The 25,926-nt window shown below is 68.7% G+C and carries 18 protein-coding genes; 14 read left to right on the forward strand and 4 right to left on the reverse strand.

The genetic code is table 11. The features are described from left to right. Window positions 1-2,609 (forward strand): zinc-dependent metalloprotease (locus VF536_RS12040; RefSeq protein WP_331615086.1); only part of this gene is annotated, 2,609 nt, incomplete at its 5' end. A 118-nt stretch (window positions 2,610-2,727) separates the two neighbouring features. Here VF536_RS12040 and VF536_RS12045 read toward each other — a convergent pair. The 4 genes from VF536_RS12045 to thiD form a co-directional block, all read right to left on the reverse strand. Continuing rightward, entirely contained in the window at window positions 2,728-3,807 is a 1,080-nt protein-coding gene (locus VF536_RS12045) for an AI-2E family transporter (protein WP_331615088.1), read from the reverse strand. Between the two features lie 156 nt (window positions 3,808-3,963). Further along, entirely contained in the window at window positions 3,964-5,328 is a 1,365-nt protein-coding gene (gene mpl / locus VF536_RS12050; protein WP_331615089.1) for a UDP-N-acetylmuramate:L-alanyl-gamma-D-glutamyl-meso-diaminopimelate ligase, read from the reverse strand. A 148-nt stretch (window positions 5,329-5,476) separates the two neighbouring features. Next, window positions 5,477-6,763: a glutamate-1-semialdehyde 2,1-aminomutase gene (gene hemL / locus VF536_RS12055; protein ID WP_331615090.1), complete on the reverse strand. Its 1,287-nt coding sequence runs from the start codon at window positions 6,761-6,763 to the stop codon at window positions 5,477-5,479. A gap of 104 nt (window positions 6,764-6,867) precedes the next feature. Next, entirely contained in the window at window positions 6,868-7,827 is a 960-nt protein-coding gene (gene thiD, locus VF536_RS12060; protein ID WP_331615091.1) for a bifunctional hydroxymethylpyrimidine kinase/phosphomethylpyrimidine kinase, read from the reverse strand. A 134-nt stretch (window positions 7,828-7,961) separates the two neighbouring features. Here thiD and VF536_RS12065 point away from each other — a divergent pair, with 134 nt between their 5' ends. The 13 genes from VF536_RS12065 to VF536_RS12125 all read left to right on the forward strand — a co-directional run bounded on the left by VF536_RS12065 (window position 7,962) and on the right by VF536_RS12125 (window position 25,911). Further along, entirely contained in the window at window positions 7,962-8,153 is a 192-nt protein-coding gene (locus tag VF536_RS12065; protein WP_088406382.1) for a rubredoxin, read from the forward strand. Window positions 8,154-8,278: 125 nt separating this feature from the next. Continuing rightward, window positions 8,279-8,674 carry a response regulator gene (locus VF536_RS12070; RefSeq protein WP_331615093.1) on the forward strand — a complete coding sequence of 132 codons (396 nt, stop codon included), beginning with the start codon at window positions 8,279-8,281 and terminating at the stop codon, window positions 8,672-8,674. A 122-nt stretch (window positions 8,675-8,796) separates the two neighbouring features. Then, window positions 8,797-9,162 carry a response regulator transcription factor gene (locus VF536_RS12075; RefSeq protein ID WP_088406380.1) on the forward strand — a complete coding sequence of 122 codons (366 nt, stop codon included), beginning with the start codon at window positions 8,797-8,799 and terminating at the stop codon, window positions 9,160-9,162. 4 nt (window positions 9,163-9,166) lie between these two features. After that, entirely contained in the window at window positions 9,167-9,685 is a 519-nt protein-coding gene (locus VF536_RS12080; protein ID WP_331615094.1) for a chemotaxis protein CheW, read from the forward strand. A 61-nt stretch (window positions 9,686-9,746) separates the two neighbouring features. Then, entirely contained in the window at window positions 9,747-12,008 is a 2,262-nt protein-coding gene (locus VF536_RS12085) for a methyl-accepting chemotaxis protein (RefSeq protein WP_331615095.1), read from the forward strand. An 87-nt stretch (window positions 12,009-12,095) separates the two neighbouring features. After that, entirely contained in the window at window positions 12,096-18,905 is a 6,810-nt protein-coding gene (locus VF536_RS12090; RefSeq protein WP_331615096.1) for an Hpt domain-containing protein, read from the forward strand. A gap of 62 nt (window positions 18,906-18,967) precedes the next feature. Continuing rightward, window positions 18,968-20,026, forward strand: coding sequence for a GGDEF domain-containing protein (locus VF536_RS12095; RefSeq protein WP_331615097.1), 1,059 nt, complete (start codon window positions 18,968-18,970; stop codon window positions 20,024-20,026). A gap of 4 nt (window positions 20,027-20,030) precedes the next feature. Beyond that, a complete protein-coding gene (locus tag VF536_RS12100) occupies window positions 20,031-21,077 on the forward strand; it encodes a hypothetical protein (RefSeq protein WP_331615098.1) in 1,047 nt (348 codons plus the stop codon). A gap of 352 nt (window positions 21,078-21,429) precedes the next feature. After that, window positions 21,430-22,875 (forward strand): CHASE3 domain-containing protein, encoded by a 1,446-nt coding sequence (locus VF536_RS12105; protein ID WP_331615099.1) that lies wholly within the window; start codon window positions 21,430-21,432, stop codon window positions 22,873-22,875. Then, window positions 22,856-23,494, forward strand: coding sequence for a response regulator transcription factor (locus VF536_RS12110; protein WP_331615100.1), 639 nt, complete (start codon window positions 22,856-22,858; stop codon window positions 23,492-23,494). Before VF536_RS12105 ends, VF536_RS12110 begins: the two co-directional genes overlap by 20 nt. Before the next feature lie 155 nt (window positions 23,495-23,649). Next, on the forward strand, window positions 23,650-24,534 hold the full coding sequence (locus VF536_RS12115) for a response regulator (RefSeq protein ID WP_331615101.1): 885 nt from the start codon (window positions 23,650-23,652) through the stop codon (window positions 24,532-24,534). Between the two features lie 10 nt (window positions 24,535-24,544). After that, window positions 24,545-25,048, forward strand: coding sequence for a spore coat U domain-containing protein (locus VF536_RS12120; protein ID WP_331615102.1), 504 nt, complete (start codon window positions 24,545-24,547; stop codon window positions 25,046-25,048). 104 nt (window positions 25,049-25,152) lie between these two features. Continuing rightward, window positions 25,153-25,911 (forward strand): fimbrial biogenesis chaperone, encoded by a 759-nt coding sequence (locus tag VF536_RS12125; RefSeq protein WP_331615103.1) that lies wholly within the window; start codon window positions 25,153-25,155, stop codon window positions 25,909-25,911. The last annotated feature ends 15 nt before the right edge of the window (window positions 25,912-25,926 follow it).

Below are 25,926 nucleotides of genomic sequence, written 5' to 3' on the forward strand. Positions count from 1 at the left end.
CGGGCGCGCCGGGCCAACCGGGCGCCTCGTCGCCGATGACGGCGCCGCGTCCTGCCGCCGATCCGACCGCGCCGAAACCGTTCGCCGAGGTCAGCCGCGACGCCAAGCGCGACGACGGCCTCTTCCCCATCCTGCGCAAGGACGAGAAGGTCTGGCTCGAGATCCCGCGCGCGATGCTGAACAAGCCCTTCCTGTTCACCATCAACATCACCAGCTCCATCGGCGAGCGCGGCTTCTACGCCAGCCAGATGGGCCCGGAGATCCTGGCCGAGTGGCGCCGTGTCGGCAACTCGATCCAGCTGGTCGCACTGAACACGGCGTTCCGCGCCGAGGGCGGCGGCAAGCGTGCCGGCGAGGAGGCGTTCTCGCCCAGCCTGCTGGCCGCCGGACCGGTCGCCAGCGCCGACCACCCCGAGCGCAAGGCCTTCCTGGTCGACGCCGGCCTGCTGCTGAGCGACATCCCCGGCATGTCCACGCGCCTGGAGATGGCCTACCGGCTGCCCTACAACGTCGATCGCGGCAACTCGTTCTTCGAGATGACCCGCGCCGACGCTCAGCTCACGACGCTGAACGCCAAGGTCCACTACTTCACGCCGCGCATCCCGGCGCCGCCGCTGGTGGCCCCGCCCGTGCCGGTGCCGACGCCGCCGCAGGCGCTGCCGGATCCGCGTTCGATGTTCATGGGCTTCGTCTACAACTTCCGCGCGCTGCCGGAAGAGAAGATGGCCACGCGCCGCGCCGACGGCCGCCTGGGTCACTTCACCGAGTCCTTCACCGACCTGAGCGACGACGCCAAGCCCAATCCGCGCGTCCACTACATCGCGCGCTGGCGCCTGGAGAAGAAGGACCCGGCCGCGGCGCTGTCCGAGCCGGTGCAGCCCATCACCTACTGGATGGACAAGAACATCCCGCCGAAGTACCGCCCCGCGGTCGAGGCCGGCATCCTGGAGTGGAACAAGGCCTTCGAGAAGATCGGCTTCAAGAACGCGGTCGTGGCCAAGCAGCAGCCCGATGACGCGGACTGGGACAACATGGATGCGTCGCACGCGTCGATCCGCTGGTTCGTCGGTTCCGACGTGGGCTTCGCCATCGGCCCGAGCCACCTGGACCCGCGCACCGGCGAGATCCTGGACGCCGACATCGGCATGAGCGACGTGTTCGCCCGCGGTGGCCGCGCCTTCATCGCGGAAGACGCGCCGCGCGGCATGGCTGGCGGTCAGGTGTCGACGCTGGCCGAAGAGGCGCAGGCACTGGCCGCGCTGAACCAGGGCTGGCGCGAAGGTCGCAACGCGACCTACTGCACCTACGCGCACGACGCGGCGGCCGAGATGGACTTCGCGCTGGACGTGCTCGAAGCCCGCGGCGACATCGCGCCGGACAGCCCCGAGGCCGACGCCTTCATCCAGGCGCGGATCAAGGATGTGATCATGCACGAGGTGGGTCACACGCTCGGCCTGAAGCACAACTTCAAGGCCTCGACGCAGGTGACGCAGGCGCAGCTGAAGGACAAGGCCTGGACCGACGCCAACGGCCTGTCGGCCTCGGTGATGGACTACAACGCCTACAACATCCCGTTGGAGGGCGAGGCGCCGACCACGTACAACAACACGACGCTGGGCGCCTACGACTACTGGGCCATCGAGTACGCCTACAAGCAGGTGCCCAAGGAGCAGGAAGAGGCCGAGCTCAAGCGCGTCGCCGCGCAGAACACGCTGCCCGGCCATGCCTACGCCGACGACACCGACGCCGGCGGCTTCGGCCCGTTCGACGGCATGGATCCGACGATCAACCGCTTCGACCTCGGCGACGACCCGATGGCCTACTTCCGCAAGCGCCTGAAGCTGACGCAGGAGCTGTGGACGCGCGTGCAGAACCGCGCGCCCGAAGCGGGCGACGATCCGCTGCGCCAGCGCCGTCAGCTGGCCAGCGGCTTCAACCAGCTGGGACGCGCCTCCGACCTGGTGGGCAAGTACGTCGGCGGCATGTACACGCACCGCGATGTGCCGGGTTCGTCGGTCGCGGCGATGCGGCCGGTCGATCCCGCCAAGCAGCGCGAGGCGCTGCGCTTCCTGGCGCAGGGCATCTTCAGCGCCGACAGCTTCCGCTTCAAGCCGGAGTTCCTGACCTCGATCACGACCGACTATGTCGAGTTCAACCGCGCGGGCTTCGTGAACATCCCGGCGGCGGTGGCGCGGGTACAGCTGGGCTCGCTGGACCGCCTGCTGCAGGCGCAGACGGCGATCCGCCTGATGGAGCTGCCGGCCTACGTGCCGGTGTCGCAGCGCAAGGGCCTGATCACGATCGGCGAGGTGTACGGCACGCTGCAGGCCTCGATCTGGAGCGAGCTGAAGACCGGTGCGGAGATCGATCCGCTGCGCCGCAACCTGCAGCGCGAGTACCTGCGCCGCATCCAGGCCAACCTGACGAAGAGCGGCGCGGCCTCGGGCCAGTTCGCCGATGCCTACGCGGTGCTGCGCCTGCACGCCGTGCAGCTGCAGAGCGACCTGCGCGCCGCGCAGGGCAAGGGCTCGATCGAGACCCGCGCGCATCTGGCGGAGAGCCTGGACTTCCTCAGCAACGTGCTGAAGGCGACGATGACGCGGACGTGATGTGGGGACGGCGGGCGTGATCTCCGGATCGCGCCGCGTCAACATCACATCAAACGCAAAGGCCGGCGGAAGCCGGCCTTTTTTCGTCTGCGCGGGCGTCTGCGCGGGTGCTTCCCGGTCAGTGGTTGTCGCCCACCGGATAACGCCGCTCCGCCGCGACGATGTCCCAGACCGCGATGAACATCGCCGCGATCAGCGGACCGATGACGAAGCCGTTGATGCCGAACACCGCCATCCCGCCCAGCGTGGACAGCAGCACGACGTAGTCCGGCATCTTGGTGTCCTTGCCGACCAGCAGCGGCCGCAGCAGGTTGTCCACCAGGCCGATCACCACCGTGCCGAACAGGATCAGGCCGACGCCCGAGCCGACGTGGCCCGTTGCGAGCAGGTAGATCGCCACCGGCGCCCACACCAGCGCCGCGCCCACCGCGGGCAGCAGCGACAGGAAGGCCATCAGCACGGCCCACAGGACCGGCGCGTGGATGCCCAGCACCCAGAACGCGAAACCGCCCAGCGCGCCCTGGATCGCCGCGACGGCGATGTTGCCCTTGACCGTGGCGCGGATCACCGTCCGGAACTTCTCGCCCAACTGGCGCTTGTAGGAGTCCTGCAGCGGCAGCGCGTCGCGGATGCGCGCCGAGAGCTGTTCACCGTCGCGCAGCAGGAAATACAGCAGGTAGAGCATCACGAAGAAGCTCACCAGGAAATCGAAGGTGTCCTGCCCGAAGCCCAGCGCCTTGGTCGCCATGAACTGGCTGCCCTGGTTCAGCGCGCTGCCCAGCTTCTCCTGCAGATTCGACAGGTCGTGCAGGCCCAGCCGCTCCAGCACGTCGATCAGCCACGACGGCAGCGCCGCGTAGATCTGCGCCACGTAGGTGTTGAAGTTGAACTGGCCGGACTTGACCATCTCGAAGACGACCGCCGCCTCCCGCACCAGCGCACCCATCACGTAAGTCAGCGGCAGCACCACCAGCAGCAGGATCACGAGGATCGTCGCCCCTGCCGACAGGCCGGGCCGCTTCGTCTTTCGCAGCAGCTTGCGATACAGCGGCTGGAACACGATGGCCAAGGCCACGCCCCAGAGGATCGCGCTCATCATCGGCCACACGATCCAGAAGAACGCTACCGTCACCAGCGCCAGCAGGCACAGGAAGGATCGGTTCTGCAGCGCGGGGACCAGCTTGCCAGGACCACTCATCGTGAAGTCGCTCCTCGGGAGTCGTGCAGGATCCTCTCGGGATCTTGCGGGATGGGACAGGGAACCGCCGCAAGGCAGTGGATCGCGGGAAGGGCACGCGACGTGCCAACCCGCCGCCCAGGTACAAACCAGGTGCGGCGGCGCAGGATCGCCGGTTTACTTCAGCGCGTCCAGCAGCTTTTCGTGGATGCTGCCGAAGCCGCCGTTGCTCATGCACAGCACATGGTCGCCGGGCTTGGCCGCGTGCTTGACCATCTGCACCAGGGCGTCGACGTCCGCGCCGACCAGGCCCTGCTCGCCCAGCGGCGCCAGCGCCTCGCGCGCGTCCCAGGTCAGCCCGTCCTGGTTGCAGAAGCTCAGGTCGGCTTCCTCCAGCGCCCACGGCAGCAGCGCCTTCATGGTGCCCAGCTTCATCGTGTTGGAGCGCGGCTCGAAGACCGCCAGGATGCGTTCCTGCGGTGCGATCCGACGGCGCAGGCCTGCGATGGTCGTGTGGATCGCCGTCGGGTGATGGGCGAAATCGTCGTAGACCTTGATGCCGCGCGACTCGCCGCGCAGCTCCAGCCGGCGTCGCACGTTCTTGAACGTGCCCAGCGCCTCGGCCGCCTGCTCCGGGTCGACGCCCACGTGTTCCGCCGCCGCGATCGCCGCCAGCGCGTTGAGCTGGTTGTGCTCGCCGAGCAGCTCCCAGTTGACGTGGCCGACCTTCAGGCTGCCGCGCAGCACGTCGAAGGATTGCGGCTCGCCGCGCGCGCGCAGCGCGCCGGGTTCTTCCTTGCGGGCGCCGAAGCGTTGCACCTCGCTCCAGCAGCCGCGCGACAGCACGCGCTGCAGGGATTCCTCACGCGCGTTGACGACCAGCCGTCCCGACGCCGGTACCGTCCGCACCAGGTGGTGGAACTGGGTCTCGATCGCGGCCAGGTCCGGGAAGATGTCCGCGTGGTCGTGCTCGAGGTTGTTCAGGATCGCCGTCCGTGGCCGGTAGTGGACGAACTTGCTGCGCTTGTCGAAGAAGGCGGTGTCGTACTCGTCGGCCTCGATGACGAAGAAGCGGCCGCCGCCCAGTCGCGCCGACACGCCGAAGTTCTGGGGCACGCCGCCGATCAGGAAGCCGGGCGCCAGGCCGGCCGATTCCAGGATCCAGGTCAGCATGGAGGTCGTGGAGGTCTTGCCGTGCGTGCCGGCGACCGCCAGCACATGCTTGCCCTGGAGCACATGTTCCGCCAGCCACTGCGGGCCGCTGATGTACGGCAGGCCTTCGTCGAGGATCGCCTCCATCAGCGGGAAGCGGCCCTCGGCGGAGCGCGTCACCACGTTGCCGATCACGAACAGGTCGGGCTTGAGCGCCAGCTGCTCCGCGCCGAAGCCCTGGATCAGTTCGATGCCCAGGGCCTCCAGCTGCGTCGACATCGGCGGGTAGACATTGGCATCGCAGCCGGTCACCGTGTGGCCGGCTTCGCGCGCCAGCGCCGCCAGCCCGCCCATGAAGGTGCCGCAGATGCCAAGGATGTGGATATGCATGTCTGTCTCTCAGCTGCTGTACCAATGGGTAAGCAAGCGTAATGCCTGTCGCGGATTGAAAAATTCGCGACAGGCCTGGCTCGGTGTTTGCCAGGGCCAGGCTTTCCCGAACCGGCCATCGGGCCCTTGGCCCGATGAACCGACTCTTTCAGCGCAGCGCAGCGCGGGCGGCTTCGAGCGTCGCGTCGATGTCCGCATCGGTGTGCGCGGCGGAGATGAAGCCGGCCTCGTACAGCGCCGGCGCCAGATAGACGCCGGCGTCCAGCATGCCGTGGAAGAAGCGGTTGAAGCGTTCCTTGTCCGTGGTCATCACGGTCGTGTAGTTCTGCGGCAGCTCCGGCATCAGGAAGAAGCCGAACATGCCGCCTTCGCTGTCGGCGCTGAAGGGCACGCCGTTCTCGGTCGCCACGGTCTTCAGACCGTCGACCAGGCGGCGCGTGCGCGCCGACAGGGCGTCGAAGAAGCCGGGCTTCTTGATCTCGCGCAAGGTCGCCAGACCGCAGGCCGTGGCCACCGGGTTGCCCGACAGCGTGCCCGCCTGGTAGACGCCGCCCAGAGGGGCGAGGTGGCGCATGATCTCGCGGCTCGCGCCGAAGGCCGCCAGCGGCATGCCGCCGCCGATGACCTTGCCGAACACGCTGATGTCCGGCACGAAGCCGGGAATCAGATCCGCGTACACGCCCTGCGCGCTGCGCAGGCCGACGCGGAATCCGGTCATCACCTCGTCGAGCACCAGCAGCGCGCCGTGCTGGCGGCACAGCTCACGCATCCGGGTCATGAAGGGCACGCTGGCGCGCACGAAGTTCATGTTGCCGGCGATCGGCTCGACGATCACGCAGGCCAGCTCCGGACCGTGCAGCGCGAAGGCCTCTTCCAGCTGCGCGACGTTGTTGTACTCCAGCACGATGGTGTGCTGCGCCGTCGCCTCCGGCACGCCGGCCGAGGTCGGGTGACCGAAGGTCGCCAGGCCCGAGCCCGCCTTCACCAGCAGGGCGTCGGTGTGGCCGTGGTAGCAGCCCTCGAACTTGATGAACTTGTTGCGCTGCGTCGCGCCGCGCGCCAGGCGGATGGCGCTCATCGTGGCCTCGGTGCCGGAGCTCACCAGCCGGACCTGCTCGCAGCTGGGGACCAGGGCGAGGATCTCCTCGGCCAGCTCGACCTCGCGCTCGGTCGGCGCGCCGAAGGAGAAGCCCTCCAGCACGGCCTTCTGGACCGCCTCGACCACGGCAGGGTGGCCGTGGCCCAGGATCATCGGACCCCAGGAGCCGATGTAGTCGATGTAGCGCTTGCCGTCGGCGTCGACGATGTAGGCGCCTTCGCCCCGCGTGATGAAGCGCGGCGTGCCGCCGACGGCGCGGAAGGCGCGCACCGGCGAATTCACGCCGCCGGGAATGACGCGCTGGGCGCGGGCGAACAGGGTCTCGTTCTGGCTCATGGGGGATCCGGTGCAGCGACTGCCGCGGAAGTGGCTGGTCGCGAAGGCGTAAGCAGATGAAAGGGGAAAAGCACGAGGGCGCCGCGCGGGCGCCCTCGGCGGACTCAGTGGATGCGGCGAGGGCCGCGGCTCGGCGGCTCGTCGATCGGGATCTCGTCGGTCGTCGGCACGACCTCGGCACCTTCCTCCCCTTCCTCGCCGGGCGGCAGCGCCCAGAAGAAACGGTCCGGCACCACGTTGCCCATGCCGGGGCGGAAGCCCGCCTCCAGCGACTGGTCGAGGAAGGCGAGCGCCTCGCCGACCGCATCGTGCGGTTCCGAGCCGACCGACAGCAGCGCGGCCAGCGCCGCCGACAGCGTGTCGCCCGAGCCGACGAAGCTGGCCTCGAAGCGTTCGAACTTCTCTCCGGTGATCGCGCCCTGGGAATTCGCCAGCACGTTGTCGATGTACTGGTTGGGGAGCTGGATACCCGTCACCAGCACGTTCGCGGCGCCGTGTTGCTGCGCGGCGACGGCCAGTTCGCGGGGCGAGGCCGGGCGGTCCGCGTCCCAGTCGGGCAGCAGGCAGTCGCTCAGCGTCTTCTGATTGCCGACCAGCACCAGCGTCTGCGGCAGCACCAGTTCGCGGAAGGCGTCGAGGTAGCTCTGCTGCTGTTCCTCATCCAGCCAGGAGATGCTGGGCAGGTAGGCCACCAGCGGCACGTCGGGGTAGTCGGACAGGACCTCGGCGACCGAGGAGACGCCCTCGGCGCTGCCCAGGAAGCCGACCTTCCAGGCGGCGACCGGCACGTCCTCGAGGATGGAGCGGGCCTGCTCGACGATGCAGTCGCCGTCCAGGGTCTGGTGGTCGAAGACCTCGGCGGTGTCGCGCATGACGATGGCGGTGACGACCGGCAACGCGTGCGCGCCCATGGCGGCGATGGTGGCGACGTCGCCGGCGCTGCCGCCCGCGCCGCTGGGGTCGGACGCGTTGAAGCTCATCACGCAGGCGGGGGGCGGCGAGTCCTGGTCATCGATCGCGGCGGCGTCCTGGGGATCTGGTTGGTGCGGGTCTGGGCGGCTCATGAATGGTTCGGCGAGAAGCCGTGAACTGGTGCGCATAACGTGAAGAAGCACCGCAACCGACTGTTGTTTCATCGGTACTTCCGCCCCCCGGGTCAGACCGGGGGCATGGCTACAATCTTTCGATCATTGTAGTGATGCAAAGTCAACCCATCGTGAGCGAAGCAAGGACCTGGATGTGCCTGATCTGCGGCTGGATGTACGACGAGGCCGTGGGCGACCCTGAACACGGCATCGCCGCCGGCACCCGTTGGGAAGATGTCGACATGAACTGGACCTGCCCCGAGTGCGGCGCCCGCAAGGAAGACTTCGAAATGGTCCAGATCTGACCCTCGCATCGACCTTTCGGCAAGGCACCGGTCCTCGATCATCCGGCGGTCCTTCCAGCGCTCGTCGCCTGTCGCGAGCCTGAAATCTCTCTGACAACCATTGTCTGAACAATACGGAGAAGAGCTTGGATTCCAGCGCAAGCCCCCGCACGGCGACCAAGGTGCTCGTCATCGACGACAGCAACACGATCCGCCGCAGCGCCGAGATCTTCCTGAAGCAAGGCGGCCATGAGGTCGTCCTGGCGGAGGACGGTTTCGACGCGCTGGCCAAGCTGAGCGACTACCAGCCCGACCTCGTGTTCTGCGACATCCTGATGCCGCGCCTGGACGGTTACCAGACCTGCGCCATCATCAAGCGCAACCCGCAGTTCGCCTCGGTGCCCGTGATCATGTTGTCGTCCAAGGACGGCCTGTTCGACAAGGCCCGCGGCCGGATGGTCGGCTCGCAGGACTACCTGACGAAGCCCTTCACGAAGGACCAGCTGCTGCAAGCGGTCCGACAGCATTGCCAGGTGGGCTGACCGACCCGACGGACAGCCTGCTCCCAACGACCTCATCCACGACATCCAACGACGCTCACGCCTGGCTCGAACGACGAATCCACCGACGCGAATCGACACGAGCCAAGACAGAGGGAGATCCCATGCCCATCCACAAGATCCTGCTGGTCGACGATTCGAAGACCGAGCTGCACGCGCTGAGCGACCTGCTGACCAAACGCGGCTTTACCGTGCGCACCGCCGAGAACGGCGAAGAAGCGATGAAGCGCCTGGCCGAGGAAAAGCCCGACCTCATCCTGATGGACGTGGTCATGCCCGGCCAGAACGGTTTCCAGCTGACGCGCGCGATCACGCGTGACGAGCGCTACGCCGACGTGCCGGTGATCATGTGCACCAGCAAGAACCAGGAAACCGACAAGGTCTGGGGCATGCGCCAGGGCGCGCGCGATTACGTCGTCAAGCCGGTCAAGGCCGACGAACTGCTGGCCAAGATCAAGGCGCTGGGCTGACACCATGGCCAACAAGCAAGCGCTGCGCGAACTTCAACAACGGCTGGCGCAGCGCATGCAGGCGGCGCGTGAGGCGCCGCAGGCCGCGAGTTGGCTGGCCGTCGAATGCGCGGGCCTCGGCCTGCTGCTCCCGCTCAAGCAATCCGGCGAAATTTTCACGCCCGTACCGCTTCAGGCGGTCCCGTACACGCAACCGTGGATGCTGGGCGTGGCCAACTTGCGGGGCGGTCTGCATACCGTGGTGGACCTGTCGGCCTTCCTGGGCCTGCGGGGGCCCGCCCCGCTGACATCGGCCCACCGGATGGTGTCGATCAATCCGGATCTGGGCATCAACTGCGCGCTGCTGGTGGACCAGCTGCTGGGGCTGCGCGGCGATGAACAGCTCCAGGCCGAACCCGATGCGGGCGGCCATCCCGATTTCGCTCCTGCCCGCATGCGCGACGGGCAGGGCCGGCGCTGGCAAGTGCTGGACCTGGATGCGCTCACGCAGCATCCGCAATTCCTGCGCATTGTTTTGAACTGATAGCCAGACGACGGTCCCGTCACAGGCGCCGATTCGACGAACGAGATCAAACGAGGGTGAGATGAGCTTCCTGGACAAGATCAAGAACAAGGGCAAGAACGAGGGCAACGACGACTTCGACGCCGGTCCGCAGACCGACGCGGGTGCGGCGCCGGAGGACACGCAAGACTTCCAGCCTTCGATCATCACCACGGCGCAGCCCACGCCGGAGTTCCAGGACACGTCCGCGGGCTACCAGCCCTCGGCGTCCGCCCCGGAATCGCCCCAGCCGATGCCGGCCGTGGCCCGCCAGCCCGAGCAGCGCCGCACCGGCCTGCTGACGGCGCTGGTGGCCGCCGGCCTGATCGGCACGACGCTGACGGTGTCGTGGTCGCTGATCAGCTCGAACCGCTCCGCGGCGCAGGTGCGCGGCGCGGGTCAGGCGGCGACGCAGTCCCAGCGTCTGGCGAAGGCGGTCTCGACCGCGCTGCTGGGCAACAAGAACGCCTTCCCGGAAATGAAGGAAGCGTCGGAGATCCTGACCGGCGTGATCGGCTCGCTGCGCGACGGCAGCGGTGAGCTGGCCAAGGCGCCGGGCTCGGTCGATCCGCTGCTCGAGAAGATCGCCCCGATGGTGGCGCGCGCCGACAAGAACACCAAGGTCATGCTGGCGCAGGAAAAGGTGTTGACGCAAGTCGGCGCCGCGCTGCGCGCGATCAACCGGCAATCGTCCGACCTGCTGGAAAGCGCCGAGGCCGTGGCCTCGCTGTCGCTGCAGAGCTCGGCCCCGACCGGCGAAGTCGCCGCGGTCGGCCAGCTGGTGATGCTGACCCAGCGTATCGGCAAGTCGGCCAACGAGTTCCTGACGCAGGAAGGCGTGAGCCCCGAGGCCGTGTTCCTGCTGGGCAAGGACTTGAACGCGTTCCGCGAGATCGCCCAGGCGCTGCTGAACGGCAATCCCGAACTCCGCCTGAACGGCGCCAAGGACGCGCAGGTGCGCGAACGTCTGAAGGTGCTGCTGACGCAGTACGACCAGACCCGCTCGCAGGCCACCGCCATCCTGTCCAACCTGCAGGGCCTGGTGTCCGCGCGGGAAGCGCAGACGGCGATGCTCAATGACTCGGAAGTGCTGCGCAAGGACCTGGACGACCTGGGCGTCGGCCTGGAATCGGCCGGCGGCCTGAACCCGGCGGTGCTGATCGCCATGCTGGCCTCGCTGGCGGTGCTGGTGATCGGCTCGGTCGGCTTCCTGCGGCTGTACGTGTCCGACCAGTCGCGTCGTGCGCAGATGGCGGAAGAACAGCGTCGCGAAGCCGAGGCGCAGGAGCAGGAAGCCAAGCGCGTCAACGACGCGAACCAGGCGGCGATTCTGCGACTGATGAACGAACTGCAGACGGTGGCGGAAGGCGACCTGACGCACCAGGCGACCGTGACCGAGGACATCACGGGCGCGATCGCCGACTCGGTGAACTACACCGTGGAAGAACTGCGCTCGCTGGTGCACCAGGTGCAGACGACGGCGGTCCGGGTGACGGACACGACCGCGCAGGTCGACCAGACGTCGACCGAACTGCTGGCCGCGTCGACCGAACAGCTGCATGAGATCCGCGCCACGGGCGAGGCGGTGCTGCAGATGGCGCACCGGATCAACCAGGTGTCCACGCAGGCGCAGCAGACCGCCGACGTGGCCCGCCAGTCGCGGGAAGCGGCCGAGCAGGGTCTGGAGGCGATGCAGAACAACATCGGCGGTATGAACCAGATCCGCGACCACATCCAGGAAACGTCCAAGCGCATCAAGCGGCTGGGCGAGTCGTCGCAGGAAATTGGCGAGATCACCGAGCTGATCTCGGACATTACCGAACAGACCAACGTGCTGGCGCTGAACGCGGCCATCCAGGCAGCGTCCGCGGGCGAAGCGGGGCGCGGCTTCTCGGTGGTGGCGGAAGAAGTGCAGCGACTGGCGGAACGCTCCGCCGACGCGACGCGCCGGATCGCCGCGCTGGTCAAGACCATTCAGACCGACACGCACGATGCGGTGGCCGCCATGGAGCGTTCCACGCTGGGGGTGGTCGAGGGTACGAAGCTGTCCGACGCGGCCGGCCGCGCGCTGGAAGACATCGACTCGGTGTCGCGTCGCCTGGACGACCTGATCGGTCAGATCTCGACGGTCGCGCAGAACGAAGCGCGCGCCGCCAACGAGGTCGGTGCCAACATCCAGCACATCTTCGCGGTGACCGAGCAGACCTCCGACGGTACGCGGTCCACGGCCCAGATGGTGCATGAGCTGTCGCGGTCGGCGGAAGCGCTGAAGCAGTCGGTGTCCCGGTTCAAGGTCACGTCCTGATCGGGACCGGCCCCACCACGCGGCCACACCGGTAGAACAGGGATCACCCCGCACCGCGTCGACAAATAGAAGAGAACAAGAGCGAGCATGGACCTTACGCGCGAATCCGAGTTCCCCGCCGACCTGAGCCCTCTGGCCTGGGTCCAGGAGGAGCTGCGCCGCACGCTGGAATCGGTGCACAAGGCCCTTCGCCGCGTGCTGCGCGATGCCGATGCGCGGTCGACGACGCTGGGCGGCGATGGCCAGCCCAGTCCCGCCCTGCAAGGCGCGGCTCAGCAGATGCACCAGGCCGCCGGCGTGCTGGCGGTGGTCAGCCTGCCTGCCGCGGCGCACCTGCTGCGTGCCGCCGAGGCGACGCTGTTCCGTCTGGCCGAGAACCCGGCCGGCGTGAGCATCGCCGAGGTCGAGGCGGTCGAGCGCGCGGACTTTGCGGTGCTCGCTTTCATCGCCAAGACGCTGGCTGGCGGACAGCCGAGTTCGCTGGCGCTGTTCCCTGCCTACCAGACGCTGCAGGAACTCAACGGCGCGGGCCGCATCCACCCGGCCGACCTGTGGACCGAGGAATTCCGCTGGCGCGAGCTGCCGCTGGACCGCGGCGTGCGCGCGCTGACCTCCGAGCAGATGCGCACGCCGTTCGAGACGCTGCTGCTCAAGCAGATGCGCGCCCCGGCGCCAGGTCAAGGACAGCTGCTGAGCGATCTGTGCGCCGGTCTGGCGCTGACGCAGACCCAAGCCAACGCGCGGACCCTGTGGATGCTGGCCGCGGGCCAGTTCGAGGCCCAATCGCGTGGCCTGCTGCCGGTGGACACGCTGGTCAAGCGCCTGGGATCGCGTCTGCTGGCGCAACTGCGCGCCGGCAGCGATGCGGCGCCCTCCGAGCGCCTGGCCAAGGACCTGCTGTTCTTCGCCGCTGCCGCCAAGCATGCGGAGCCGGGTTCCGCACCGCGCCTGAGCGCGGTGCAGCAGGCCTATGGCTTGATCGAGGCCGACACCGTCGACTATCGTGACGACGCGCTGGGCCGCATCGATCCGAACTGGGTCGCGGCCGCCAAGCGTCGTGTGATCGCCGCGAAGGAATCCTGGGCCTCCGCCGCCGAAGGCGAGACCCATCGCCTGGGCGGCCTGGACGAGCAGTTCGCCAACGTCGCCGAATCGCTCCAGAGGCTGTTCCCCAGTGGCGAAGTGCTGGGCGACACGCTCCGTCGCGCCGTCGTCGCGACCTTGCGTTCTGGCCGTGCGCCCGAAGCGGCGCTGGCGATGGAGATCGCCACGTCGATGCTCTATCTGGAAGCCGCGCTCGAAGACGAGGCGTTCGACCTGCCGGAGCAGGGCGAGCGCGTGAAGAGTCTGGCCCGACGCATCGAATCGGTGGGTCACGGCGAAGCGCCGCTGGCGCTCGAAAGCTGGATGGAAGAGCTCTATCGCCGCGTTGCCGATCGGCAGACGCTGGGCTCCGTCGTCCATGAGCTGCGCGCGAGCCTGTCCGAGGTCGAGCGTCAATGCGACGAGTATTTCCGCGACCCCAGCAAACGTGATCTGCTGATCCCGGTGCCGGGGCAGTTGCAGGCGATGCGGGGCGTGTTCAGCGTGCTGGGCCTGTCGCAGGCCGCGCAAGCCTCGCTGAAGATGCGCGATCAGGTCGATGAACTGGCCAATACCGAGGTCGATCCGACGCTGTCGGGACCCCGCGCGCAGTTCGACCGGCTCGCCCACAACCTGGGTGCGCTGGGTTTCTTGATCGACATGCTGAGCGTGCAGCCGCAACTGGCCAAACGCATGTTCCGCTTCGAGGAAGACACCGGACTGCTGCAGTCGCTGGTGGGTCGCGAAAGCGAACAGCAGGCGTCCGAGCACGAGCTGGCCGTCGAAGAGGCGGCGGCGCAGCCTCAGCTGATCGATCAGTTGCAGGCGACGGCGCAAGCCGTCGCGCAGGGGGATCGCTCGACCGAGGATCTGGCCCGCGACCTGGAGCGGATTTCCCACGAGGCCCGCGCCGCCGACGATCTCGGCATGGCACAGGCGGCGCAGCAGGCACAGCAGCAGCTGCTGTCGGCCGGCGGTGACGCCGCGGGCAGCCATGCGGCCGAATCGCTGCAGCAGTTCATCGAGGCGGCCGCTCCTGCGGCGCCTCCGGCCCAGGCGCCGAGCGCGCCCATTCCGCAGGCCGAGGAAGCCATCGACGAGGAGATGCTGGGCATCTTCCTGGAAGAGGCCGCCGAGGTCGTGACGACCGCCCGCGAGGCGATGACCGCGCTCGCCCGCAACGGCAGCGACAAGGAACAACTGACGACCGCGCGTCGCGCCTTCCACACGCTGAAGGGCAGCTCGCGCATGGTCGGGCTGAACGAGTTCGGCGAAGCCGGCTGGGCCTGCGAGCAGCTGTACAACCATCGCCTGTCGGAACACCCGCAGGCCGATTCAGACCTGCTGCGCTTCAGCAACGAGGCGCTGGACGCCTTCCAGACCTGGGCCGCCGCGATCGCCGACAAACGTCCGCACGGCTTCCACAGCGCGCCGTTCCGCGCGTCGGCGGATGCGCTGCGCCTGGAGAACCGCTACCTGCCGTTGCAGGTGTCAGCCACGCCCGTCGCCCCCGTGGCCGCGCCGATCGCAGTTCTGCCTGAAGCGATCGAGGTCGTCGAGCTGATCGACGCCGGCACGGTGCCCGAACTGATCGAGGTCGCGGAAGTGGCTGAAGTCGTCGAGCTTCCGTCCGTCGACGACGTGCGCGAACTCGATCTGTCCGGCCTCCCCGAGCTGTCGCTCGCCGACGAGGTCGCCGCGCCTGCGCCGGCGACCACGCCGGACGAACAGGCCGCGCTGGACCTGCTGGCCACGCTGGATGCAGAACCGGTTCCGGCGGGCTCGATCCTGCCGTCGCTCGATCTGCCCGCACTGGATCTGCCGGGTCTGGACGTGCCCCCGCTGCCGGTGGCCGACCTGGGCATCGTCACCGCCGTCGATCCTTTCGCGACGCACGCCGACCTGTCCTTGGACTTCCCGGGCGAGTTGCCCGAGTTGACCCGGACGGTGCCGGAGTTGAGCGCCTCGGTCGATCTGGACGCCTTGTCCGTGGCGGACCTGTCCGCGCTCGACACGACCCTGTCGCTGCCGACCGTGGCCGACGAGGTCGAGCCCTCCGCGCTGCACGAGCCATCGACGCTCGAACTGCCGGCGGCCGTCGAATCGCCGGTCTTCCACGACGAACCGACGCAGACCCTGGAGCCCACGCTGACGGCGGCCGATGAGCCGACGCTCGCGATGGACCTGCCGGAAGGGTGGCCGGCGGACGCGCCGCTGGTCGAGATCGAGGCCACGACACCGATGCCGCTGGACGATCTGCCGGCCGCACCGGTGGTGGACGAACCCGCGCTGGATCTGCTGGATCTCTCGGGCCTGAATACGGAGCCCGTGACGGCGATCGACGAGGCGTCGGCCCCCGACCTGTCGTTGACGCTGGATCTGGGCCAGGAACTGGTCGACACGCTGCCTGAGGGCTTGTCGCCGCGCACCCTGGCTGATCTCGAATTGCCGGATCTCGACCTGGACACGCCGGCCGCGGCCGCGCCGCATGCGGCGCCGGCGCTCAGCCTGGTGGGCGGGACGGCGGTCACGCCACCGGCCGCCGAGGCGCCGATCGACCGCCTCGACGAAGGCATTGACGCCGAGGACGGCGATGACAGCGTCAAGGTCATCGGACCGTTGCGCATCAGCATTGCGCTGTTCAACATCTTCCTGAACGAAGCCGACGAGCGTTCGCGTCGTCTGCAGGCGGAGCTGACCGAGTGGTCGCTGCTGCCGCAGTCGCCGCTGCCGCAGGATGCGGAAGCGCTGGCGCACGGCCTGGCCGGCAGCGCGGCGACGGTCGGCTTCGACGACCTGTCGACGCTGGCCCGCTGCCTGGAGCATGCCCTGGGCCGCGCCCAGGGCCATGAGGTCGGTGATCCGACGCTCTTCCAGCGTGCTTCGGACGAGATCCGCCGCCTGCTCCATCAATTCGCCGCCGGTTTCCTGAAAGAGGCTGACCCGGCGCTGGTCGCCGAACTGCAAAACTTCGAGCCGGGCGCGCTGCTGCCCGATGGCCACGCCGACAGCGACGAGGGCCTGCTGGCCATGTCCCTGGAGGAAGTGTCCACCGCCTCGCTGCCGGCTCACCTGTTGAACGCGCCGGTGTCGCCGGTCGTTCCGGCTGAGCCCGAGTTCCCGACCTCGCAAGCCGCCTTCCATCAGGCGGCCGAAGCGACCGACGACGATTTCGACTTCAACCAGCCCGACCAGATCGAGCCGGAACTGATGCCGATCTTCGAGGAGGAAGCGGAAGACCTGCTGGGCGAACTGCACGGTGCGTTGCGCGAGTGGGCTGCCCAGCCCGCGGATACCAGCCGCGCGGCGGCCTGCATGCGCGTGCTGCACACCTTCAAGGGCGGCGCGCGCCTGTCCGGCGCGATGCGCCTCGGCGAGGAAGCGCACCGCCTGGAGTCCCAGGTCGAGCATCTGCTGGCCGAAGGCGAACCTGGCTTCGAGCAACTGCTCGCGTTGCAGGATGCCGGCGACAGCCTGGAGCACAGCTTCAAGACGCTGCAGCGCACCTGGCGCAATCCGGCCCCGCTGGTTCCCGCGCCGATGGCACCTGCCGTGCCGGCCGCACCGGTCGTCGAAGCGCCCGCGCCGATGCCGGTTGCGGATCCGGTCGACACCGTCGAGCTGCCCGTCGAAGGGTCGGATGCGATCGCGGCTCCGGCTGACGACGCATTCGCCGCACCGGAGACGCCGGTCGAAGAGATCGCGGGACTGGCAGAACCTGCTGTTTCCGTTGCGCCGGAGGTCGAGCCGGCGATGTCGGTGGAGGAGTCGATCGCCGAGCCGGTGATTGAGCCGATCGCCGAGATCACCCCGCTTGTCGACGAGCCCACGCCCGTGGAGCCGCCAGCTCCGACGCCCGTCGTCGTGGCGCCGCCGGTCGACATCGAGATCGACTGGGCCCATTTCAGCGAAGTCGCCGACCTCGGCCAACCGCTGGAAAGCGCGCCGGTCGCTCCGGCCGCGCAGGTGCGTGTCCGTGGCGCGCTGCTGGAACGCATGGCTGCGCTGTCGGGGGAAGTGTCCATCCGCCGTGCCCGCCTGGAGTCCGAACTGGGCCAGATGCGCACATCGCTGGGCGACCTGGACGACAACCTGGAGCGTCTGCGCACGCAGCTGCGCGAGCTGGAGTTGCAGGCCGAGGCCCGCATCGCCGCTCGCCAGGAAGCCGCGCAAGTCACCGGCAAGGACTTCGATCCGCTCGAATTCGACCGCTATACCCGCTTCCAGGAACTGACCCGGATGCTGGCCGAGTCCGTCAACGACGTGGCGACGGTCCAGCGCGGTCTGCAGCGCAACGTGGCGGCGGGCGAAGATGAACTGGCCGGCCAGTCCCGGCTGACGCGCGAGCTGCAGGATGACCTGCTGCGCACGCGGATGGTGGAGTTCGACAGCAGCCTGGGCGAACGTCTGCACCGCGTCGTGCGGCAAGCCTCCCGTGAAAGCGGCAAGCAGGCGCAGCTCGAGATCCGCGGTGGCGGCGTCGAACTGGACCGCGCCGTGCTCGAGCGCCTGACCGGCGCCTTCGAGCATCTGCTGCGCAACAGCGTGGTGCACGGCATCGAGACGCCGGACGTCCGCCAGCAGGCCGGCAAGGCCGCGGTGGGCCGCATCGTGCTGAACCTGCATCAGGAAGGCAACGAGATCCAGGTCCGCTTCAGCGATGACGGCGCCGGCCTGAACCTGGGACGGATCCGTGCCCGCGGCGAGAGCCAGGGCCTGATCCAGCCGGGTCAGGACGTCAGCGATTTGCAGCTGATGGACCTGATCTACGAGCCGGGCTTCTCCACCGCCGACGCGCTGACCGAGATGGCCGGGCGCGGCGTCGGCATGGACGTGGTCCGCTCGGAAGTGAACACCCTGGGCGGCTATGTCCTGACGCAGTCGACGGCGGGGCAGGGCGCGAGCTTCGAGCTGCGCGTCCCGCTGACGACGGCACTGACGCAGGTCGTCGTGCTGCGCTACGGTGACCGCAAGGTGGCGGTGCCCGCGGCGCTGATGCTGTCGGTGCAGCGTCTGCCGGTCGAGACGGTGGAACAGGCCTATGTCGACGGCTCGCTCATGGCGGCCGGCGAGCGCATGCCCTTCTACTGGCTCGGTGGCCTGATGCGCCACAGCGACCGGGGCTTCGCCCATGGCAAGACGCTGCCGGTGGCGCTGGTGCACAGCGCGCAACAGCGCCTGGCCCTGCATTGCGACGAAGTCCTGGGCAACCAGGAAGTCGTCATCAAGAACCTGGGTCCGCAGCTGATGCAGGTGCCGGGTCTGGCGGGCATCAGCCTGCTGGCCTCGGGCGACGTGGCGCTGATCTACAACCCGGTGGCGCTGGCCAACCGCTACGGTCATGCCGCGCAGCAGCGTGTGCACGACGCCGAAGCGGCGGCGCGCCAGGAAGTGGTGGAGGAAGCCAAGGTCCAGCTCGCGCCGCTGGTGATGGTGGTCGACGATTCGTTGACGGTCCGTCGCGTCACGCAACGCCTGCTGGAGCGCGAGGGCTATCGCGTGCTGCTGGCCAAGGACGGCCTCGATGCGATGGAGCGACTGGGCGGCGACGAATTGCCGACGGTCGTGCTGTCGGACATCGAGATGCCCCGCATGGACGGCTTCGACCTGGTCCGCAACCTGCGTGCGGACGCGCGTCTGGCGGGACTGCCCGTGATCATGATCACGTCGCGCATCGCGCAGAAGCATCGCGAATATGCACAACGGCTCGGTGTCAACGATTACCTGGGCAAGCCCTATGACGAAGAGCACCTGCTGGGCCTGATCGCCCGATACACTTCGCATCTGTCCGCCGGCCAGCCGGCGAGGGCGTAGCGTCCGGCCTCCCGGACATCGGGTAGCCGGCGCCAGGATCCTCCCTCCACGCTGCAAACACCATGTCCGGGGTAGTCGACCATCTTGCCGAACTGACGGGCTTCCGTGACCGCGATGTCATGGACGTCACGCTCGTCACCGCGCTGCGGGATCTGCTCAACGGTCCCGTGGCCGCGGTGGCGATCTACCGCTGTGTCGGTGAGCCCGGCCAGCAGCGCTGGCTGACCCGCGCGCGACTGCGTTCAGGCGACTCGGTCGCCACGGCCGATTCGCTGTGGGTCGATCCCGAATCGCTTCCCCGCCTGGCCGAACATCCCCGCCGCCTCGAATGCCTGACGCAGCGCAGCGTCCTGCAGCAGCGCGAGGGCGCCGAGTGGGTGACGCTGTTCCCGCTCGCCACGGAGCGCGAGATCGTCGGCGTGCTGGAGCTGCACACCGCGAGACGGCTCAAGGCAGAGGCGCAGCGGATGGTCTCCAGCGTGCTGCGGATCTATCACAACTTCCAAGGCCTGCTGGACTACAGCGAGCGCGACACGCTGACCGGCCTGCTCAATCGCAAGACCTTCGACGAGAGCTTCCTGAAGGCGGTGTCGGAGCTGCCGATGCGCGCGCCCAACGAGGCTGCCGCGCTGGATGAGGCGGGACAGGATCGCCGACATGCCGCGGTGCATCCGCGCTACTGGCTGGGGGTCATCGACATTGACCTGTTCAAGTCGATCAACGACCGCTTCGGTCACCTGATCGGCGACGAGGTCCTGCTGCTGCTGTCGCGCCTGATGCGCAGCAGCTTCCGCTTCAACGACCTGCTCTACCGCTTCGGCGGCGAGGAGTTCGTCGTGCTGATGCGCTGCGAGGACGAGCCTGACGCGGCCCATGCCTTCGAGCGTTTCCGCAACAACACGGCGCAGTACGCATTCCCGCAGGTGGGCCGCATCACGGTGAGCATCGGCTTCACGCAGATCCGCGGCGGCGATTCGCCGGCGGGCGCGTTCGAGCGCGCCGACAAGGCCGTCTACCACGCCAAGGGCGCCGGACGGAACCAAGTGCAGAGCCACGCCACGCTGGTCGCTCAAGGCGCGATGTCCGAGGCCAAGCACCTGAGCGACGTCGAACTCTTCTGACATCGTGAACAGGACGTGGCGCTGGACCGCGCTCGCCGCCTCGGCGGTGACGGTCATCTCGGCGCTCCTGATCGGCTGCGCATCGCCCCCGCCGGTGAGCGGCCCCGACCTGCCCGCGCAGCCGGGCTCGCAGCCCGCCGACGACGGCAGCCACCTCTGGCAGGACTTCGACTGGATCGACGCCGCGCGACACCGCGCGGTGCCCGTCCGCGTCTACTGGCCCCAGGGCGAGGCCCCTGCCGGCGGCTGGCCGGTCGTCGTGTTCTCGCACGGCATGGGCGGCTCGCGCCGCGGCTACAGCTACCTCGGCAGCTACTGGGCCGCGCACGGCGTGGTCGCCATGCATGTGCAGCACATCGGCAGCGACCGCCGCCTGTGGGCGGGCGGCTTCGGCTGGTCCAACTCGCTGAGCCTGGTGCTGCGTCTGCAGCACGCGGCCCAGCGCGAGGAGGCCGTCGACCGCACGCAGGACGTCCGCTTCGCACTGAACCAGCTCCTCGCGGGGCCGCTGGCTCCCCGGCTCGACCCGTCGCGACTCGCGATCGCGGGCCATTCCTATGGCGCCAATACCAGCCTGCTGCTGGCGGGCGCGAAGGTGCCGGTCTCGGCGGAACTGCCCGGACGCACGCCGCTGACGGCGCTGGCCGAACCTCGCTTCAAGGCGGCGATCCTGATTTCCGCGCCGCCGTTCTACGGCGAAGGCGACCCCGCGCCCATCCTGTCGGGCATTACGATCCCCACGCTGCACATCAGCGCCACCGACGACGAGATCACAATCCCCGGCTACTACAGCGGCCCGGCGGACCGCGTGGCGCTCTTCGACGCGATCGGCGGCCCGCACAAGGCGCTGGCGATGTTCAGCGGCGGCTCGCACAGCATCTTCACGGATCGGATGAACACCGGTGGGCTGGACCTCAACCCGAAGGTCAAGGCGGCCACGCGGGAACTCAGTCTGGCCTATCTGCGACTGGTCCTGGATGGCGACGATGCGCCGCTGCGTGACTGGCAGCGGCGTCATGCCGCGCTGCTCGCTCGATGGCAGGCACCGTGAACCGACCCTGCACGCGTGTGGCACCGGCCCCGACGCCCGTCAAGGCCTGACCCCGCAACCCGGCCTGGCGGTCGGAATGGCTCGGTTTCCGAGACGCCGACGTGGCTTTCCCGGCACGCGCCACGTGAGCAGGGACTTGCTTTTCCCGCGCTACCCCTCTAGCGTTAGGCCCAGGTGAACGGTCTCCACAGAGAGACGCGGCACGAGGCCCCAGTACGCGGGGCTTGAGAGAGGCGCGACATCACGTCGCGAGCAACAGAAGCACTGGGGTGGATGTCGGCGCGGATGTCATCGCTGTGATGCCGTCGTCCACAGGGTTGTACCAACACGGGCGAGCAAGCCCGGACCTTCGATGCGCATGCTGACCTTTCCGGTGGCTGCGGGCCTGTTGCTGGCCGGCTGCATCGCTTTTGTAGCCACCGCTTACGGCGAGTACCGCAGTCTTGGCGAATTGACGCGTCAGGAGAACGTGCGTGCCCAGGCGTTGCGCACGCAGCAACTCATCTCCGACCTCAATGCGCTGCTGATCGACCTCGAGACCGGCACGCGGGGCTTCCTGATCACCGGCGATGCCGCGTTCCTGCAGCCGTACGAGCGCGCCCAGCGCGATCTCGACGCCCACTATGCCGAGCTCAAGACCGCGCTCGCGCGCTCGGGTGATCGGCAGGAGACCGCCTTTGCGCGCCTGGACCGCTTCATCGCCGAACGCCGCCACCAGGTCGAGCGTCAGGTCGAGAGTCGCTGGAAGGACGGCGAATCCGCGCTGAAGGATCGGCAGGCCTATGTGGCGGGCAAGCAGTTGATGGACGAGATCCGCGGCGAGCTGGGCCGGCTGAAGTCCGTGCAGCAGCAGCGGATCGACGGCATCGAGACGGCCGTCGCGATCCAGACGAAGGAGACCACGCTGCTGGCCCAGGTGCTGCCGCTGGCCGGCGGCGTGATGGTGGCCGCAGCCATGGCGGCACTGTGGATGGAACGCGAGCGCCGCGACCAGGCCGAGCGCGCCCTGCGCGACAGCCATGCGCAGCTGGAGAGCGCCGTCGTCGAGCGCACCCGCGCGCTGACGGAGGCGCTGGGGCGCATCCAGAGCTTTGCTGCGGAACTGGACCGCAGTGTCGAGGCGGAGCGGCGGCGCCTGGCCCGCGAGGTCCATGATCAACTGGGCCAGCTCGGCACGGCGGCCAAGATGCTGGCCTTGTCGATGGCGCGCAAGATCGCGCCCGCCAAGGAACCGATGCACGAAGAGATGCTGAGCATCGCCGACGAAGTCATCGGCGCCGCGCGCCGCATCGCCAATACGCTGCGGCCGCCCTTGCTGGACGACTTCGGTTTCGGTGCTGCGGTGCAGCATTACGTGCAGGGTCTGCAGCGCCAGAGCGATCTCATCGTCGATGTCGATCTGGCCTCCGACGAGGCCTTGACGCCCGAGCAGCACAACCAGTTGTTCCGGCTGCTGCAGGAGGCCGCGACCAACGTGCTGCGGCATGCGCAGGCGCAGCAGATGACGATCGAATCGCGCCTCGAGGACGGCGAGTACCGGCTGCGGATCGAGGACGACGGCGTGGGCCCCGGCCACGTGCGCGTCGACGCGTCAGGTTTACGGAACATGCGGGAACGCGCCGTGCTCGCAGGCGGGGACATGGTGTTCGGGCCGGCGCCCCAGCGCGGCACGCGGATCGACGTCCGCGTGCCGGTGGGCGTCGATGGCGATGAATCTGAGGACGCGGACGGCGCCAACGGTGGCGCCGGCGCGAGGCGGGAGAACGAGGAGGGTTGGGATGAGATTTCTGATCGTTGACGACCATCCGATCATGCGGCTCGGGGTCAAGCAATTGATCCAGGGCTACTGGCCGCAGGCGGTGATCGACGAAGCGTCGACCATCGCCGAGGGGCTGCAACTCGGCCAGGCGCACAAGCCGGACGCGCTGGTGCTGGACCTCTCGTTGCCCGACGCGAGCGGGACGGAGGGCGCCAGCCGCATGCTGCGCGCCATCAAGGGCGTGCCCGTGCTGGTGCTGAGCCTCAATGCGGAGTCCGCCTACGCGGCCCGGCTGCTGCAGATGGGCGTGTCCGGTTATCTCCCGAAGGACAAGGCGACCGACGAGCTCGTCGTCGCCCTCCAGCGGCTGCTGCAGGGCGGACGCTACGTCACTGCGGCGATGGCGGACCACCTGCTGGGGCTGCTGAGCGGTGCGACGCCGGGCCAGCTGCCGCACGAGCAGCTGTCGGCGCAGGAGCACCGCGTGATGCTGCTGATCGCGGCCGGCAAGACGCCGGCCGAGATCGCCGACACCATGCACCTGTCGGCCAAGACGGTCGGCACCTACCGCGCGCGCATCCTGGAGAAGACGGGCTGGCGCAACAACACCGAGCTGACGAAGTACTGCGTCCAGCACGGTCTCACCGACATCCGGTGAACAGGCGGAGAACGTAGGTGAACGCCCGACAAACCCTGCGGAGGGAACCCGACATCAGCTCGGGCGGGGTGCCGCTGATGTGCGCGGGAGGGCGCGCGCAAGATGCCGGACAGGCGGTGACAACCAGTTGCCGCATCGATCCGGAGCATCCTTCCATGGACATCTTTCTCGTCGAGGATTCATCGGCCATCCGCAGGCTCCTGGCACGCCGGCTCGAGGACATGCCCGGCGCGCGCGTCGTGGGCGAGGCGGACTCCGCACCGCAGGCGGTCGCGCTGATCGACTGGCTGCAGCCGGACACGGTGCTGCTGGACATGACGCTGCTGGTCGGGACCGGGATCGACGTGCTGCGCGCCCTGCGCGGCAAGGGGTACCGGGGCCGCATCCTGATGCTCACGCACCACGCGATGGACGCCTACCGCGACATGTGCATGAAGGCGGGCGCCGACGGCTTCTACGACAAAGGGTCGGGCCTGGAGACCCTCTTCGGCGATCTCGACGAACTGCTGCAGAGCGAGCTGGTCGGCGGTCGGCAGCAGCGGCCCTCGCCGCTGCTGCGCGATGCCGCGACCGGTCTGCTGGGCCAGGTCGCGTTGCTCGAGCGCCTGGACCAGGTGCTGCGCATGGTCAACGCCGAGGCCGGCAAGGTGGCCGTCACGGTGGTGGTGCTGAAGGGCCTGGAGGCGCTGCTGCGCAGCCAGGGCGTGTCGGCGGCGGCGCCGGTGCTGGTCGAGATCGGCCGCCGGATGGCGGGCTGCGCCGGCCCGGCCGATCTGCTGGCGCGACATGCCAACGAGCAGTTCGCGCTGGTCGTCTCGCGCGCCGGTTCGGCGCAGGAGGCGGAGGCCTTGACGCTGCGCATCCGGGAATCGCTGGCCGATCCCTTCGACCTCGGCGGCCACGAGGTGCGGCTGGACAGTCATGTCGGCCTGGCCGTCTATCCCCGCGACGCGGTGTCCGCGCGCGGACTCCTCATCCTTGCGGAGGCCCGGGCCCACGGCTCGCGGCTGCCCGAAAGGGGCAGCGCCGTGGTGCATTGACGGGACACGGATGCGGAGAAGCTTCCTGCTGCTCCTGATCTCGGCCGCGCTTGTCGGCCTGATCGGCGTTGCGCGCGGCGGCACGGCGACCAATACCCTGAGCTCGCAGACGACGGTGTCGTCCGCGTGCAATGTGTCGGGCTCGACGCTGGCGTTCGGCTCGGCGATCAATCCGATCGGCGCGGGACCGGTGAACGGCACCTCGACGCTGACGATCGAATGCACCGCCACCACCGCCTACACCGTCGCCCTGAGCGCGGGCAGCAACGCCGGCGGGGCCGCCAACTTCTCGGCGCGCAAGATGGTGAACGGCGCCTACACGCTCGGCTACCAGCTCTACGTCGACGCGGGGCGGACCTCCGTCTGGGGCAACAGCACCGGCGGCAGCACCGTCTACAGCGGCACCGGCACCGGGGGCGTGCAGAGCGTCACCATCTACGGGCAGGTGCCTTCGCTGACCGGCGCGGTGCCTGGGGCTTACACGGACACGGTCACGGTCACGGTGACCTACTGAACCCGATCGACAGCCGCCCTCGGGCGGCACGCAGGAAAGGACGGCTGCGGGCGGCCGGAACGCCCAGGGAGACATCGGACGACAAGACAACAGGAGAGAGACCGATGAACAAGATCCGACGCGGGCTGGCCGCCGTCCCGGGCATGACGGCAGTGCTGGCGTTACTGGTGATGGCAGTGCTGGCGACGCCTGCGGCCTGGGCGGCCGACGTCAGCATCATGCCGGTCAACGTGCGGCTCGACCGCGCGAACGACCGGGCAACGGTGCAGGTCCAGAACAACGGCACCGAGCCGGTGACGATGCAGGCCGAAGGCATCCGCTGGACGCGGGAGAACGGCCAGGACATCGACGGTCCGACGACGGACCTGCTGGTGAATCCGCCGATCTTCACCCTGCAGGCCGGACAGGTCCAGGTCTTGCGCGTGGGCCTGCGGCGCCCGCCGGACCTCCAGCAGGAAGCGACCTACCGCATGGTGCTGCGCGAGGTCCCGGTGGCGCGTCAGGGCGGCGACACGCAGGTCACCGGCGCGGTGCGCGTGCTGGTGGCACTGCGCGTGCCGGTCTACGTCGCGCCCAACCAGGTGCGCCGGGACTCCAGCTGGAGCGTGCAGCGCGCGAGCAGCGGTGAAACCGTGGCGACGGTGACCAACGCCGGCAATGTCCACGTCAAGGTCAGCGAACTGCGGGTGACCAGCGCCAACGGCGAGGTGAAGTCGATGGCGGTACCGGGCGCGCAGAGCGTGGTATTCCCCGGCGAGCAGCGCAGCTATCGCATTCCGACGCCTGCGGGCCCTCCGGGCAACCTGCAGGTCATGACCGATCAGGGGCTGCAGCAGGTCACGGCCGGTGCGGCGACCAAGTGACGCGCGCCTGCTGCC

Origin of the sequence: Roseateles sp., assembly GCF_036486225.1 — a bacterium.
Classification (GTDB): Bacteria; Pseudomonadota; Gammaproteobacteria; order Burkholderiales; family Burkholderiaceae_C; genus Roseateles.